15 protein-coding genes are annotated in these 15,165 nt (G+C 65.5%); 10 read left to right on the forward strand and 5 right to left on the reverse strand.

All coding sequences use genetic code 11. The features are described from left to right. The first annotated feature begins 205 nt into the window (after positions 1–205). Positions 206–1,930 carry a GGDEF domain-containing protein gene (locus AC1DV8_RS18790; protein WP_477151620.1) on the forward strand — a complete coding sequence of 575 codons (1,725 nt, stop codon included), beginning with the start codon at positions 206–208 and terminating at the stop codon, positions 1,928–1,930. A 2-nt stretch (positions 1,931–1,932) separates the two neighbouring features. Here AC1DV8_RS18790 and AC1DV8_RS18795 read toward each other — a convergent pair whose 3' ends face one another. Beyond that, positions 1,933–2,424, reverse strand: coding sequence for a cupin domain-containing protein (locus tag AC1DV8_RS18795; RefSeq protein WP_477151621.1), 492 nt, complete (start codon positions 2,422–2,424; stop codon positions 1,933–1,935). An 85-nt stretch (positions 2,425–2,509) separates the two neighbouring features. Here AC1DV8_RS18795 and AC1DV8_RS18800 point away from each other — a divergent pair, with 85 nt between their 5' ends. After that, positions 2,510–3,091 (forward strand): TetR/AcrR family transcriptional regulator, encoded by a 582-nt coding sequence (locus AC1DV8_RS18800; RefSeq protein WP_477158493.1) that lies wholly within the window; start codon positions 2,510–2,512, stop codon positions 3,089–3,091. On the opposite strand, the gene AC1DV8_RS18805 is transcribed toward AC1DV8_RS18800, so the two are convergent. Continuing rightward, the gene (locus AC1DV8_RS18805; RefSeq protein ID WP_477151623.1) at positions 3,088–3,369 is read right to left on the reverse strand and encodes a hypothetical protein; all 282 of its coding nucleotides are present in this window, start codon (positions 3,367–3,369) and stop codon (positions 3,088–3,090) included. The two genes, AC1DV8_RS18800 and AC1DV8_RS18805, sit on opposite strands and share 4 nt — an antisense overlap. 42 nt (positions 3,370–3,411) lie before the next feature. Next, positions 3,412–4,470, reverse strand: a complete 1,059-nt coding sequence (locus AC1DV8_RS18810; protein ID WP_477158494.1) for a LacI family DNA-binding transcriptional regulator — start codon at positions 4,468–4,470, stop codon at positions 3,412–3,414. A 196-nt stretch (positions 4,471–4,666) separates the two neighbouring features. Between AC1DV8_RS18810 and AC1DV8_RS18815 the strand changes: the two genes are divergently transcribed. Beyond that, complete coding sequence (locus tag AC1DV8_RS18815; RefSeq protein ID WP_477151625.1) at positions 4,667–4,918, forward strand: hypothetical protein; 252 nt, start codon at positions 4,667–4,669, stop codon at positions 4,916–4,918. Here the strand turns inward: AC1DV8_RS18815 and AC1DV8_RS18820 are convergent. Further along, positions 4,915–5,337, reverse strand: a complete 423-nt coding sequence (locus AC1DV8_RS18820; RefSeq protein WP_477151626.1) for a YciI family protein — start codon at positions 5,335–5,337, stop codon at positions 4,915–4,917. The genes AC1DV8_RS18815 and AC1DV8_RS18820 overlap by 4 nt on opposite strands. Positions 5,338–5,584: 247 nt before the next feature. On the opposite strand from AC1DV8_RS18820, the gene AC1DV8_RS18825 reads away from it, so the two are divergent. After that, the gene (locus tag AC1DV8_RS18825; RefSeq protein ID WP_477158495.1) at positions 5,585–7,159 is read left to right on the forward strand and encodes an MFS transporter; all 1,575 of its coding nucleotides are present in this window, start codon (positions 5,585–5,587) and stop codon (positions 7,157–7,159) included. 56 nt (positions 7,160–7,215) lie between these two features. On the opposite strand, the gene AC1DV8_RS18830 is transcribed toward AC1DV8_RS18825, so the two are convergent. Then, positions 7,216–8,205 (reverse strand): potassium channel beta subunit family protein, encoded by a 990-nt coding sequence (locus tag AC1DV8_RS18830; protein ID WP_477151628.1) that lies wholly within the window; start codon positions 8,203–8,205, stop codon positions 7,216–7,218. Here AC1DV8_RS18830 and AC1DV8_RS18835 point away from each other — a divergent pair. The 6 genes from AC1DV8_RS18835 to infB all read left to right on the forward strand — a co-directional run bounded on the left by AC1DV8_RS18835 (position 8,204) and on the right by infB (position 15,162). Further along, positions 8,204–8,335 carry a hypothetical protein gene (locus AC1DV8_RS18835; RefSeq protein WP_477158496.1) on the forward strand — a complete coding sequence of 44 codons (132 nt, stop codon included), beginning with the start codon at positions 8,204–8,206 and terminating at the stop codon, positions 8,333–8,335. The genes AC1DV8_RS18830 and AC1DV8_RS18835 overlap by 2 nt on opposite strands. 55 nt (positions 8,336–8,390) lie before the next feature. Continuing rightward, on the forward strand, positions 8,391–9,362 hold the full coding sequence (locus tag AC1DV8_RS18840) for a ketopantoate reductase family protein (protein ID WP_477158497.1): 972 nt from the start codon (positions 8,391–8,393) through the stop codon (positions 9,360–9,362). Positions 9,363–9,487: 125 nt separating this feature from the next. Continuing rightward, positions 9,488–10,117: a ribosome maturation factor RimP gene (gene rimP, locus AC1DV8_RS18845; RefSeq protein ID WP_477151630.1), complete on the forward strand. Its 630-nt coding sequence runs from the start codon at positions 9,488–9,490 to the stop codon at positions 10,115–10,117. Next, entirely contained in the window at positions 10,118–11,716 is a 1,599-nt protein-coding gene (gene nusA / locus AC1DV8_RS18850; RefSeq protein WP_477151631.1) for a transcription termination factor NusA, read from the forward strand. It abuts the gene before it with no gap. A gap of 19 nt (positions 11,717–11,735) precedes the next feature. Next, positions 11,736–12,353 carry an RNA-binding protein gene (locus AC1DV8_RS18855; protein ID WP_477151632.1) on the forward strand — a complete coding sequence of 206 codons (618 nt, stop codon included), beginning with the start codon at positions 11,736–11,738 and terminating at the stop codon, positions 12,351–12,353. A gap of 121 nt (positions 12,354–12,474) precedes the next feature. Then, on the forward strand, positions 12,475–15,162 hold the full coding sequence (gene infB, locus AC1DV8_RS18860) for a translation initiation factor IF-2 (protein ID WP_477158498.1): 2,688 nt from the start codon (positions 12,475–12,477) through the stop codon (positions 15,160–15,162). Positions 15,163–15,165: the final 3 nt, after the last annotated feature.

The raw sequence follows: 15,165 nt of genomic DNA on the forward strand, positions 1-15,165 counted from the left end.
GCCGTGTTTCGACAGAAACTCAGCCAGATTTTTGCTCCCCTGTCGAACCCAGGCGACCTGCAGCGCATTTTAGCGATTTCGTAACCCTCCGCTTCACCACACCGCTTCACCGCGCGCTAAGCGCTTCCCCGGATGGGACAACGCAACAACGCCGATCTTTGGCATCATGAAGCCGAATGCAGGAGCCTTGGGGGCTTTCCCAGCGATGTTTGCCGGCCTGAGCCATGCGCGTGAGCAGACGGAACTGCCCGTCCGTGTCCGCTCGCGCCTGTTGTCGCTGGCAACGGTACTGCTGGTGGTCACGCTGGTGGTGACCTCGATCGCCGGCTTCATCCATGTCAGCACGCAGCAGCGCATCCTCACCGATCTGAGGGTACATGGCGAACATCTGCGCTCGATGTACCAATCACTCATCGAAGCCGACGCCGATGCCATGCATTTTCTCACCGGCGAGACCGGGGCGCTGCGCACGCACCTGGCCCATGCGGCGCGCCTTGCCGGCCCCGAGGCCGATATCTTCGGCGAGGTGGCGCCGGTCAGCGCCGGCAAGCCGATCCCCGATCTGGTGCAGCAGCTGGTTGCCGACTGGACGGAAGCGATCGGACTGGCGACCGCGGGCAACGGGCAGGCCGGGTTGACGCTGCTCACCGGCCGCCACACCGGCGAGACCCTCACTGCCATCGGCACCGAGGTGGGCCGGGTGCTGAGCGCTTCCGATGCGCGGCTCGCCCTCCATGACGAGCGCATCCAGGTGGGTACGCTGCTGGTGCTGGTGTTGCAGCTGGGGGCCGGGTTGCTGGCCATTCTCGGGCTGCTCTATGCCTTCCGCTCCAGCGCCTCGGAGGCCGACGGCCGTGCGGCGGCGGTGGCCTCGGCGGATCGCTCGCGCGAGCAGGTGGCGCGGCTGTTCGAGATGGCGGATGTGCTGCAGAGCGCCGCTGACCATGCCGATGCCAATGCAGTGCTGAAGGCCACGGCGATCGAGCTGGTGCCCGGCTTTTCGGGGGCACTCTACGTGTTCAACAACTCACGCGACCGGCTGGTGCTCTCGACCACCTGGGCGCGGGCCGAGCATGATGCGCTGCCCGAAACCATCAATCCCGGCACGTGCTGGGCGCTGAAGCGCGGCAAGCCGCATTTCAACCGAGGCGACAGCAACAAGCTCTGCTGCGCGCATCACGTGGGGTCCGAAACCACCCTCGAGATTCCGATGATCGCCCGCGGCGAGATCGTGGGGCTGCTGCAGCTGTTCGCCTCGGGCATCAGCGCGGTCGAGCGGCTGGAACAGGTGACGGGCCTCGGCTCAGCCCTCGCCGATGGCATGAGCCTGGCGCTCGCCAATATGGCGCTGCGCGAAAAGCTCAGGAACCAGGCGCTGCGCGACCCGCTGACCGGGCTCTACAACCGCCGCTACATGGAAGACTGCCTGCAGCGCTTCGTCCGCCTCGCCGAGCGCGAGAACCGCGAGATCTCGCTGATCATGGTCGATCTCGACCACTTCAAGCGGCTCAACGACGAGCACGGCCACAGCTTCGGCGACCAGGTGCTGCGCGATACGGCGCTGGCGCTCACTGGATCGCTGCGGGAAACCGATATCGTTTGCCGCTTCGGTGGCGAGGAACTCGTGGTGATCCTGCCCGATTGCCCGCTCGAACGCGCTGCCGACAAGGCGGAATTGCTGCGGTTGAGGATCGAGGAGCTGAGCAATACGCACGGCACCGACATCTCGGCGTCGTTCGGCGTCGCCTCGTTGCCGCACACCTCGCAGAGCGTCAGCGACCTGCTGGTTGCCGCCGACCAGGCGCTCTACAAGGCCAAGCAGGCAGGTCGCAACCAGGTGGTGAGAGCCCCGCTGCGACCGTTCCGCGTGGACCGGGCTGCCGACGATGCGGCCCAGCTCGAAGAGTTCCCTCGCGCCGCCGCGGAATAAGCTCAGCCGGTCAGGCCGTAGCGGCCGACAAGCACCGGAATCGACTCGAAATGCATCTCGATGCCGTAGCGGCTCCAGGTCTCCGCCGCTGCGCCGAGGTCGAGTTCGGGTTTGCCGAGCACGGCCGCCATCTCGCGGAAGTAGTCCTCGAAGCCGCCGGGCGAGATGATCTCGAGCAGCCGGGCGGGTTCGTCGCCGGCGTTCCAGAAAGCGTGCGGCACGGCTCGGGGCTTCAGCACTAGGTCGCCGGGGCCGGCTTCCAGCACCTCGTCGCCCAGCTGCAGCCCGATCTTGCCTTCGAGGATGAAGGAGTATTCGTCCTCGCGGCTGTGAGTATGCAGCGGCGCCCCAAGCGAACGCGGCGGCAGCGGATGCTCGACCAGCGAGAAACCACCGCCGGTCGTGGCGCTGTCGAGCATGAAGCGAACACCCAGCGCTCTCAGCTGCACGCGATCGCCGGCCTCAGGGCCGAGCAGGTGATCGAAATAGGTCATGGCAGATCTCCATTTCAATGTACGCCCCGCTCATTCAATTGCCACACTTGCGGGCCTGAGTCAATTTCGATAAACATGTCGATCAATGAATAGACCATACCGGCAGAACAAGCGCGCCGAAGCCGCGGCGGAAACCCGGCGGCGGATCGTCGAGGCGACGGTGGAGCTGCATCGCACCGTTGGCCCGCGGCATACCACCGTGGCCGAGGTGGCGCGCCGCGCCGGGGTCGAGCGCCTTACGGTGTACAACCACTTTCCCGACGAAGCCGACATGGTGCGAGCCTGCCAGGGGCACTGGCTCGGCCTCCATCCGCCGCCCGATCGTGCCGGCTGGGCGGCGACGCTCGATCCGGAGGCGCGGCTGCATCAGGCCCTCACCAGTCTTTATGCCTGGTTCGAGGAGACCGAGGAGATGACCAGCCGGGTGGTCCGCGACGCGCCGGACCTGCCCTCGTTCGACTTCATCGTGAAGGGGTGGATCGAGCAGAACCGGTGCACGGTCGAGATCTTGGCCGAGGGCCGGGTCCCGACATCGCGGCTGGACGCAACGCTGCGAACCGTGACCAGCTTTCACACCTGGCAGGTGCTGCGCCGGCAGGCCGGGCTTGGAACCGATGCGGCGATCGCGCTGGCGATGGACTGGGTGAGCGCAGCCGAACGCGCTTAGGGGAGTAGCCGCTTCGACAGCATGGTTTCGTACTGCAACTGCTGCTGAACCAGCTTTTGCTGCTGCAGGTCGCGCTGGATGCGGCTCAACGTAGCGTCCAGTTGAGTCTGCAGGGTCCGCTCTGCGGTGGATTGCGCCAGCTCCTGCTGCAGGCAGAGGGTGCGCTTCAGGTCGTTGCCGGTATAGCCGTCCTTGGCGCTGTCATGCAGCGGATAGCAATAGGCCTGCGCCCCCGAACTGAGGGCGACGACGACGAGCGATGCAAGCAAGATGCGCATGGGGCGAATCTGGGGACTCCGGGCCGCTGGCGCAAGTCACGATCACGCGCGCGGTGCGGCGGTGCTTTGGCGGACGATCAGTTCGAGCGGCAGGCTTTCGCGATGCACGCTGCCATCATGCTCGAGGATGGTCTTGACCGCGCGGCGGCCGATCTCGGCGATCGGCTGGACGACGGTGGTGAGCGGCGGTTTGGCGATGGCGGCTTCCGGCACGCCGTCAAAGCCGACGATCGAGATATCGCCGGGCACGCTGATGCCGCGTTCGGCCAGCATTTCCAGCGCGAACATCGCCACGCGGTCGGACATGGCGAGGATGGCGGTCGGCCGTTCGGGGCCCGCGAGGATGTGGTCGAGCCCGCGGCGCACGCTGTCAGCGGTGCTGCGGGTTTCGTAGATCGGGATCGACTCGCGATCGACGCCGTAGAGCGCCAGTTCCTCGAAATAGCCGTAGGCGCGGTCGCGTGAGGTGGAATAGGTGGCCGCCGCAATCTCGGCGCCGCCGACCGGCCCCTCGTGCTGGTCGTCCAGCTCGAGGGCGAGGACGCCGAAGCGGCGGTGGCCGAGCTGGGCCAGGTGCCGGGCCGCCATCTGGGCGCCGGCATAGTCGTCGACGCCGATGGCGGAGATGGTCTCGTCGGGCTTGCCGAGCGCCAGCGCCACAAAGGGCAGCTGCCGCTCGCGGGTCAGCTCCACCAGCTTCTCGCCGTTCTCGATGCAGAGCAGCACGAAGCCATCGACCAGCGCGCTCTGGATATTCCAGGCCAGCCGCTCGCTGTTGCGGGCCGAGACCAGCGCCAGCCCGGCGCCGCGCTCGTCGCAGGCTTCCGAGATGCCCTGCATCAGCACACGGGCGAACGGATCGTCGAAGAAATAGGATAGCGGCTCGGCGGTGGCGACGCCGATGGCGTTGGACTTGCCGGCGCGCAACAGGCGGCCGCGTGGGTCGGGACCGGCATAGCCGAGATCGCGGGCGGTCTGCTGCACCCGTTCGCGCACTTCCGGGCGAACCAGGTCGGGCCGGCTGAAGACGTTGGACGCCGTTCCCTGTGAAACCCCCGCGGCTTTCGCCACATCGCTCAACCGCACCAGATCGCGTGCCATCCGAACCTTTCCTGTTTGCCGGGGCCTCGCGTTGCCCGGCCTTGTTCGCATCGTACCCAAGTCCTTCTCATATAGCACACTTTTGTATCGGTTCAAATTCTGCTTGACTCGAAGGCTCGCCTGAGTATCATTGAACCGATTCAAGAGATCAATCCGCCGACCTATTGAATCGGTTCAAGTCGAAAGGAGACTTGTGATGATTCCCGCCAGCTATCTCTACAAGGATGCCTACAAGCAGCACTGGGGCGAGGATTTCGCCCGCCGGTCGGGCGAGGAGCCCTGGGAAGTGCACCGCGACGCCGGACTCTGGGAAAAGCCAGCGCTGTGGCGCCGGCTTTCCAGCCTCGCCGCCCGCCTGTCCGGATCGACGGGGCGTGCCACCGACACTTCGGCTTCGGGGCACCACTGCCCCGAAGCGACCGATCGCAAGCCGGCGCTGCCCGCCTAACGTTGCTCCGGCCAGGTGCCGCTTTCGCGCTGCGCTTTCTCCCGATCGAGGGTCTCGCCCGAGACCTCGTCGTGGACGAAGTCCTCGACCTCGGAGACGCGGCGCACCTCGACCTCCTCGCCTTCGCCCCACATCGGGATCTTCTTCACCCAGCCGATGGCCTCGTCGAGCGAGTCGGCCTTGATGATCCAGAAGCCGCCGATCAGCTCCTTGGCCTCGGTGAACGGCCCATCCTTGACCACCAGCTTGCCCCCCTGCATGACCACCTTGGCGCCGGTCTTCGACGGTTGTAGGCCCTCACCCGCCAGCAACACGCCGGCGTCGATCATCTCCTTGTTGAGCTTGCCCATCGCGGCGAGCAGTTCTGAGCTCGGCGGCGGCGAGGGTTCCTTGCCTTTGACGATGATCATGTAGCGCATGTGGGGTCTCCCGGTTTGGTGGCCTGTACCCCCAATCCTGCGTCAAAAGAAAAGGCACGGTCAAACAGGGGCCCATCTGCGCCAACTCACAATGCGCCAACGCGCGGTCACCCTGCCTCCTGTTGCGACAGGCGAGGCCGGTTGAAAGACCGCGCCACCAATGGCGGACATTGGCCGCATCGCTAAAGCGTTGACTTAAGCATCTCCGCTTGATACTTAAGCCCACCCTTAAGTGAAAGGAACGGCCATGACTGACCAGATCAAGCGCGCCACCGCCCGCGAATGGACCGGCCTGGCCGTGCTGGCGCTCCCCACGCTGCTCATTTCCATCGACGTCTCAGTCATCCTCCTCGCCCTGCCGCGGATCAGCGAGACGCTGCAGGCCGACAGCGCCCAGCAATTGTGGATCCTCGACATCTACGGTTTCATGCTGGCCGGCTTCCTCATCACCATGGGGACGATCGGCGACCGGATCGGCCGTCGGAAGCTGCTGATGTTCGGCGGCGCTGCCTTCGCAGCTGCCTCGGTGCTCGCCGCGTTCTCGACCAGCGCGCCGATGCTGATCGGGGCGCGCGGCCTCCTCGGCATTGCCGGGGCGACGCTGTCGCCATCGATCCTCGCACTGATCACCAACATGTTTCACGACGAACGGCAGCGCGGCTTCGCCATCTCGATCTGGCTCACCTGCTTCATGGGCGGCATGCTGCTCGGGCCGCTGGTCGGCGGCGTCATGCTCGAGCATTTCTGGTGGGGCGCCCCGTTCCTGCTCGGCGTGCCGGTGATGCTGCTGCTGCTCGCCACCGCCCCGGCGCTGCTGCCCGAATACAAGGCGCCACATGCCGGCAAGCTCGACCTGTTCAGCGTGGTGCTGTCGCTCGGCGCCATCCTGCCGGTAGTCTATGGCCTCAAGGAGCTGGCAAAGGGCGACGTGTCGCTCACGACGTTCGCCGCCATCGCGGTCGGGCTCATCCTTGGCGTCGTCTTCATCCGCCGGCAGGTGACGCTGGCGCATCCGCTGGTCGAGCTGAAGCTGTTCAAGAACGTCGCCTTCACCGCGGTGATCGGCGCCATGTTCCTCGTCACCGTCACCGGCGCGTTCATGGTGTTCATGGCGCAGTATTTTCAGCTGGTCGCCGGCCTCTCGCCGCTCTGGGCCGGGCTCTGCGGCCTGCCCAGCATTCTCTTGATGATAGTCGGCTTCATGCTGGCGCCGAAGCTGGCGCAGACCATCCGGCCGGGTCGGCTGATCGCTGGCGGCATGTGCCTCTCGATCCTGGGTCTGCTGATCGTCGTGCTGTTCGTCGAGAGCTTCGGCGTCCCCGCGATGATCGTCGGCTTCGCTCTCTTCAACCTCGGCTGCGCGCCGATGGTGACGCTCGGCACCGGCATCATGATGGGCTTTGTCGAGCCGACCCGTGCCGGCGCCGCCGCGGCGCTGCAGGAGACCTCGTCGGAGTTCGGCTTCGCTTTGGGCATCGCCGCCCTCGGCAGCCTCGGCACGCTGATCTATCGCGGCACGCTGGCCGGCTCGCTCCCCGCCGATCTCAGCGCCGAACAGGCCCGCCTCGCCTCGGAGACCCTTGCCGGTGCCTTCACCGTCGCCGCGAACCTCCCCGATGGCGCGTCGCTGATTGCCGCTGCCAACCAGGCGTTCGTGCTGTCGATGCGGCTCGTCGCAGGGGTCGAGGCCGGCATCTTCGTCCTCATCGCCATCGTCGCGCTGACCGCGCTGCGTGGCGTCAAACCACTCGGCGCCATTTCCGGCGCCCACGGCACTCCGCCCGAGGCGGACACGGAAGACCGTCTGGCTGCTGCCCAATGACGGTCGGATCGGCGGCGGGAGAAGCGCTGGGTACGTGAACCCCGCCGCCGATCAACTCAGTAGCGCTGCGGCGCCGCCGGCTTGTTGCCCATGATCTCTTCGATCTTCGCCAGCACGTCCGGCGTCATCTTCGACTTCGAGTCGAGCGCCTTGAGGTTGTCCTTCAGCTGGCTGAGCTTGGAGGCGCCCAGGATCACCGTCGACACGTTCGGATTGGCGTTGCACCAGAGCAGTGCCAGGTGGTGGATCGGCATGCCGAGCTCATCGGCGAGCTTGGCCAGCTGCTTCACCTTCGCGAGCTCGGCGCGGCCCTTGTCACTGTCGAGCCGTGCCTTCAGCCACTCATAGCCGGGCAGGTTCATGCGGCTGTCCGCGGGGATGCCGTCATTGTACTTGCCGGTCAGGATACCCGAAGCCAGTGGCGACCAGATCGTCGTGCCCAAGCCGAACAGGCTGTAGAGCGGGAGGAACTCAGCCTCGACCTTCTCGCGGCGGAACAGGTTGTATTCCGGCTGCTCCATGGTCGGCGGGGTCAGGTGCTCCTGCCGGGCGATCGCATAGGCTTCGGTCAGCTGCTGCGCCGTCCATTCCGAGGTGCCCCAGTAGAGCACCTTGCCCTGCGTGATCAGGTTGTGCATCGCCCGCACCGTCTCTTCGATCGGGGTATCGATGTCCGGGCGGTGGCAGAAATAGAGATCGAGATAGTCGACCTGCAGGCGCTTCAGTGCGGCATGCGCAGCGTCGGTCACGTGCTTGGCGCTCAGGCCCTTCTGCGTCGGCTTCGAGCCGCCCCAGAACACCTTGGACGACACCGCATAGCTGTCGCGGCTCCAGTTCAGCGCCTTCAGCGCCTCGCCCATGACGATCTCGGCGTTGCCCTGCTCATAGCCTTCGGCATTGTCGAAGAAGTTGATGCCGTTGTCGTAGGCGTAACCCATGATCGAGGCGGCGGCGTCTTCGCCGACCTGCTTGCCAAAGGTCACCCAGGCGCCAAATGAAAATTCACTGACCCGAAGGCCAGCCTTGCCGAGGCGGCGGTATTCCATGATGTCGATGTCCGTGGTTGGGGTCGTCGGAAGGAAGGCGGTCGTTTTATCGTCGCTTGCCGATGAATACAACGGCAGCATGACGGATTACCGACAGTTCCGCCGCACCCTCGCCATCACCATGGTCTGACTTGCCGTGCGGGAGCGCAGCGGCCACAGTCCCCATTCCCCGATCGGAGACCGACATGCGATTCATCATCTATGGCGTCGGCGCCATCGGCGGCACCTTCGCCGCGGCGCTGGCCGGCGCGGGTCACGAGGTAGTCGGCATCGCGCGCGGCGGCATGCTGCAGGCAATCCACGCCAATGGCGGCCTGATGTTCCGCACCACGGCAACGTCCCAGCTGGTGCACTTTCCAGTGGTTGGCGCGCCCGCCGAGCTCGAGTTTCGGCCCGATGACGTGATCCTTCTCACCATGAAGGGTCAGGACACCGCGCTGGCGCTCGCGGCGCTGCGCGCGGCCAGCGCAACCACACAGGCCGTGGTCTGCGCCCAGAACGGCGTCAACAACGAGCCGCTGGCGTTGCGGCTGTTTCCCAATGTCTACGGCATGACGGTGATGCTGCCGGCCGACTACGTGACGCCCGGCGAAGTCATCTGCTACGGCCAGCCGAAATACGGCATGGTCGATCTCGGCCGCTATCCGCATGGGCTCGACGACAACGTGGCGGCGATCGCCACGGCCTTCGACAGCGCGGGTTTCGCCGCCTTCCCGCTCGAGCACGTGATGCGCTCGAAATACGGGAAGCTCCGCGACAACCTCGGCAACGTGGTCGAGGCGGCGCTCGGACACAGCAGCCGCTCGGGACCGTTGATGGACGCGATCCAGGCCGAAGCCGAGGCGGCCTACCGTGCCGCAGGAATCGATTGGGTGGCCGTCGGCAACGACGATCCGCGGCGGAAGGGCCTGATGAAGATGGGCGCCGTCGACGGCGTCACCCGCACCGGCGGTTCGTCGGTCCAGAGCCTGAAGCGTGGCACCGGCACCATCGAGACCGACTATCTCAACGGCGAGATCGTGCTGCTCGGCCGCCTGCATGGCGTGCCCACTCCGCTCAATGCCGGGCTCGTCGCCGTCGGTCGGGAGCTGGTGGAGAAGAGTGCGAAACCCGGGAGCATGACCGAGGCCGAGTTGCGGGTGCGGCTGGGTGTCTAGCCCGCCCTTGCACCGATCCGTCATCGGCGCTATATGAACGCCAACAACATCTCTGGCTTAAAGCGAGAGTGGGGTGCCGAAGCGGCCCCCGCTCTTTTTGTTATCCAAAGGCCCAAAAGAGCGGCATGACCTTCGATCTGACCGAAAAGCGCTACATCAAAGAGACCGGTCTCGAGCAGCGGATCGCCCGCATCGTCGAGCCCGTCGCCAACGATCTCGGCTATAGCCTCGTGCGTGTGAAGATGACGCAGGAGAACGGCCTGACGCTGCAGATCATGGCCGAGGACGGCAACGGCCGCTTCAACATCACCGACTGCGAGCGGCTGAGCAAAGACGTCTCACCGGTGCTCGATGTCGAGGATCCGATCGACCGCGAGTACCATCTCGAGGTGTCGTCGCCCGGTATCGACCGGCCGCTGGTGCGGGCCCGTGATTTCGCCACTTATGTGGGTCATGAGGCCAAGATCGAGCTTTCCGACCTGCTCGATGGCCGCCGCCGCTTCCGCGGCATCATCAAGGCGGTCGATGGCGACAGCGTCATCGTCACGCTGCCTGATGTGCCCAAGGGCACCGACCCCGACTTCAAGCTGCCGCTGATGCTGTTGGCTGAGGCCAAGCTGGTGATGACCGATGCGCTGATGAATATCGCGCAGGTCGACCAGGAAGAATTTCCGATCGACGATGACGAAGAAATCGAGACCGTCGAGATCCCTACTGAATCCGAAGAAGACGCTTCCACTGAGGAGACCAACTAAATGGCCGTTAGCGCGAACCGCCTGGAGCTGCTCCAGATCGCTGATGCCGTAGCCCGCGAGAAGTCGATCGATCGCATGATCGTCATCGAGTCGATGCAGGACGCGATCGAGAAGGCGGCCAAGACCCGCTACGGCGCCGAGACCAACGTGCGCGCCGAGATCAACCCCAAGACCGGCGAGCTGCGCCTGTGGCGGCTGCTCGAGGTGGTCGAGGCGGTGGAAGAACCCGGGCGCCAGGTCGAGCTCAAGTACGCCAAGACGAAGAACGACGCCGCCAAGCTCGGCGACTTCCTCACCGAGCCGCTGCCGCCGATCGAGTTCGGCCGCATCGCCGCCCAGTCGGCCAAGCAGGTGATCGTGCAGAAGGTGCGCGATGCCGAGCGTGACCGCATGTATGAAGAGTACATCAACCGCGTCGGCGAGATCGTCAACGGCACGGTCAAGCGCGTCGAATACGGCAACGTCATCGTCGATCTCGGCCGTGGCGAAGCCATCATCCGCCGCGACGAACTGATCCCCCGCGAGCTCTATCGCTACGGCGACCGCGTCCGCGCCTATATCTACGACGTGCGCCGCGAGCAGCGCGGCCCGCAGATTTTCCTCTCCCGCACGCATCCGCAGTTCATGGCCAAGCTGTTCATGCAGGAAGTGCCGGAGATCTACGACGGCATCATCACCATCCGCTCGATCGCCCGCGACCCGGGCAGCCGCGCCAAGATCGCCGTGACCTCGTCGGATTCCTCGATCGACCCGGTCGGCGCCTGCGTCGGTATGCGTGGTTCGCGCGTCCAGGCGGTGGTTGCCGAACTCCAGGGTGAAAAGATCGACATCATCCCGTGGACCGAATCGATCGCCGACCTCGTCGTTTCGGCGCTGCAGCCGGCTGATGTGGCCAAGGTCGTGCTCGACGAGCAGGCCGAGCGCATCGAAGTCGTGGTGCCGGACGAGCAGCTCAGCCTCGCCATCGGCCGTCGCGGCCAGAACGTGCGCCTCGCTTCGCAGCTGATCGGCTGGGATATCGACATCCTGACCGAGCAGGAAGAGTCGGAGCGCCGCCAGAAGGAATTCACCGAGCGCTCTGCTTTGTTCATGCAGGCCCTTGATGTTGACGAGATGGTTGCCCAACTACTGGCTTCCGAAGGCTTCTCCTCGGTCGAGGAACTTGCCTATATCGATGCGTCCGAAATCGCCTCGATCCAGGGCTTCGACGAAGAGACCGCCGGCGAGATCCAGCAGCGCGCCACCGACTACCTGGCGGCGATCGAGAAGGCCAATGACGACGAGCGCATCAAGCTCGGCGTCCTTGACGAGCTGTACGAGATCCCGGGCCTGAATGCGGCGATGCTCGTCGCGCTGGGCAAGGAAGACATCAAGAGCGTCGAAGACTTTGCGGGCTGCGCCGCCGACGATCTCGTCGGCTGGACCGAACGCAAGGACGGCGAGACCAAGCGGTTCGAGGGCACCTTCAAGGATTTCCCCGTGTCGCGCGAAGAAGCCGAAGAGATGATCCTCCAAGCCCGCCTGAAGGCCGGCTGGATCACCGAGGCCGATCTTGCCGTGCCCGACGAAGAGCAGTTCGAGGAAGGGGCGCCCGCGTAATCGGGTGGTTTAGAGCCCGGTGCCGCGTCGCGAAGAAACCGAGAGGCAGTGCGCCCTCACCCGTGAGGTGAAGCCCATTGCCGAACTCATCCGCTTCGCCGTCTCTCCCGACGGCGAGGTGGTGCCCGACACCGACGGCAAGGCCGAAGGTCGTGGCGTATGGATTAGCCTGGGCCACAAGTTCGTGGCCGAGGCGCAGAAGAAGAAAGCCTTCGCCAAGAGCCTCAAGGCTGAGGTGAAGGTGCCCGACGATCTTGCCGGACTGACCCGGCGCCGGCTCGAGGAGCGCTTTCTCAGTGCCCTCAGTCTCGCCAAGAAAGCGGGGCAGCTGGTGACCGGCTCGATGAAGGTCAAGGCGGCGATCGAGGCGGGCGAAGTGCAAGGTCTCCTCACCGCGACGGACGCGGCCGAGGACGGCAGGAACAAGCTCCTGGGTTCGCTCAAGGGCTACACAATGGCGGCGGAAGAGGCAGGTTTTGGGCCCGCTTTAACCCCTCATTTCGAATTGCTCGATTCGGGCCAAATGGGTTTGGCACTCGGGATCGAAAATGTGATACATGCTGCGCTCATCAAGGGGGGCGCGGCCCAGGCGGCAGTGCAACGAGCTGAAAGATTGGCTCGTTACATCGCCAACTAGATGGGTTGTTTGAGCGGCGCAGCAGCGCTATGCCGCCCCCTGAGCCCTACAATCGGACTTGGTCAGAGAGCGCGAAGCCGCGCTTTCTCGGGCAAGTTTCGTGAAGGAAGACGCGAGTTACATGGCTGATAACGACGACAAGCGCGAAGATTCTGGTGCCGGCGGCAAGAAGACGCTGTCATTGAAGGGAGGCCCCTCGATGGGGGCACGCCCCAATGTGGCACGTTCGTCGCGGAACACTGTGGTCGTCGAGAAGCGCACCCGCTTTGTGCCGCCCGGCTCGCCGGTGCACACCCCGCATCCGCCCCGCCCGCCGCAGGGTGGTGGCGGCGTCGCCCCTTCACAGGGTTCGGGCCGCCCGGCTTCGTCCGGTGCGCCGTCGGGCAATCGACCGTACCAGTCCAACCAGGGCCGTCCGCCGCTCCGTTCAGGTTCCGGCCCGCGCCCGAGTGCCGGCCTCAGCGCCACCGAAGCCGATGCCCGCGCTCGTGCGCTGCGTGAAGCTGCCGGCCGCCAGGCCGAGGATGAAGCCCGCGCCCGCGCCGAGGAAGCTCGCCGCAACGAGGAAGACGCCCGTCGTCGCGCCCTCCGCGAGGAAGCTCAGCGCGCCGAAGAGGCTAAGGCTCGTGCCGCCGAAGGCGAGCGTGCCCTCGAGGAAGTCGCCGAGATCTCAACCGTCTCTCGCGAACCGCGCGTTTCGCCGGCCCGTCGTGCGGCCGCCACTCCCGGTGCCCGTCCGGTCACCCCGGTGGCCGAGCTTCCGCCGACCCCGCCGTCCGAGGCCGATGGCCGCAAGACCCGCACTGCCCCGGCAGCGCGTCCGCTGGTCAATGCCGCAGAGCTCGAGAACGCTCGTCGTGGTGGCGCCGCCCGCGTCGCTGCAACGCCCGAGCGTCCGACGCGCCGCGCCGGCGAGGAAGCCTTTGCCCGTGGTCGCCTGACCGTCACCAATGCCGGCTCGGAATCGGATCGCGACAAGGGCCCGTCCCTCGCCGCCATGCGCCGCCGCCGCGACAAGAAGATGGGCCGCAACCAGCAGCAGGCGCCCAAGCTCAGCCGTGAAGTGACCATTCCCGAGGCGATCACTGTCCAGGAACTGGCCAACCGCATGTCGGAACGCGCCGTCGACGTGATCAAGATCCTGATGGCCCAGGGCCAGATGGTGAAGATCACCGACGTCATCGACAGCGACACTGCCGAACTGATCGCCACAGAACTCGGCCACACCGTCAAGCGCGTCTCCGACGCCGACGTGGAAGAGGGTCTGTACGACATCCCGGCCGACGACAAGGCCGAGGACCTGACCAACCGCGCGCCGGTCGTGACCATCATGGGCCACGTCGACCACGGCAAGACCTCACTGCTCGACGCCATCCGCGAGACCAACGTGGTCTCCGGTGAAGCGGGCGGCATCACCCAGCATATCGGTGCCTATCAGGTCGAAAAGAACGGCCAGAAGATCACCTTCCTCGATACCCCGGGCCACGAGGCGTTCACCGCCATGCGTGCCCGCGGCGCCCAGGCGACGGATATCGCGGTGCTGGTGGTGGCGGCCGATGACGGCGTCATGCCGCAGACGATCGAATCCATCAAGCACGCCAAGGCGGCCGGGGTTCCGATCATCGTGGCCATCAACAAGATGGACAAGCCGAGTGCCAATCCGCAGCGCGTTCGCACCGAACTGCTGCAGCACGAAGTGTTCGTCGAATCGATGGGCGGTGATGTGCTCGACGTGGAAGTCTCGGCGGTCACCAAGGCCGGCCTCGACAAGCTGCTCGAAACCATCCTGCTGCAGGCCGAAGTGCTGGAGCTCAAGGTGGCCCGCGATGGGCGTGCCGAGGGCCTCGTCATCGAGGCCAAGCTCGATCGCGGCCGCGGTGCGGTGGCGACGGTGCTGGTGCAGCGCGGCACTTTGGCGATCGGCGACATCCTCGTCGCCGGTACCGAATTCGCCCGCGTCCGTGCGCTGATCAACGATCAGGGCGACCAGGTGAAGGAAGCCGGCCCGTCCATTCCGGTGGAAGTGCTGGGCTTTACCGGCGTGCCGTCGGCCGGCGACCGCTTCTCGGTGGTCGAGAGCGAAGCGCGGGCCCGTGAAGTCACCGAATACCGTCAGCGCCTGATCCGCGAGAAGACCGCGGGCGGTGGTGCCACCAGCCTCGAGCAGATGATGAATCAGCTTAAGGCCTCGGGCGTCGCCAAGTTCCCGCTGATCATCAAGGGTGACGTGCAGGGCTCGGTCGAAGCGATCAACGCTTCGCTCAATAAGCTCTCGACCGACGAAGTGTCGGCGCAGATCCTGATGAGCGGCGTCGGCGCCATCACCGAATCCGACGTGACGCTGGCTTCGGCCTCGAACGCCATCATCATCGGCTTCAACGTCCGCGCCAACAAGCAGGCCAGTGACCTCGCCACCCGCGAGGGCATCGAAATCCGCTACTACAACATCATCTACGACCTCGTGGATGACGTGAAGGCAGCGATGTCGGGCCTGTTGAAGCCGGAACGCCGCGAGACCTTCATCGGCTACGCCACGATCAAGGAAGTCTTCCAGATCACCAAGGTCGGCAAGGTCGCCGGCTGCCAGGTCACCGAAGGCATCGTCGAACGCGGCGCCGGTGTGCGCCTGCTCCGCGACAACGTCGTGATCCACGAAGGCAAGCTGAAGACCCTCAAGCGCTTCAAGGACGAAGTGAAGGAAGTCGCAGTCGGCCAGGAATGCGGCATGGCCTTCGAAAACTACGAAGACATCCGCGCTGGGGATGTGATCGAATGCTTCCGCGTGGAGAGCGTAGTCCGCTCGCTGTAAGCG

The sequence above is a fragment of the Devosia sp. P3_B2 genome (genome assembly GCF_056402875.1).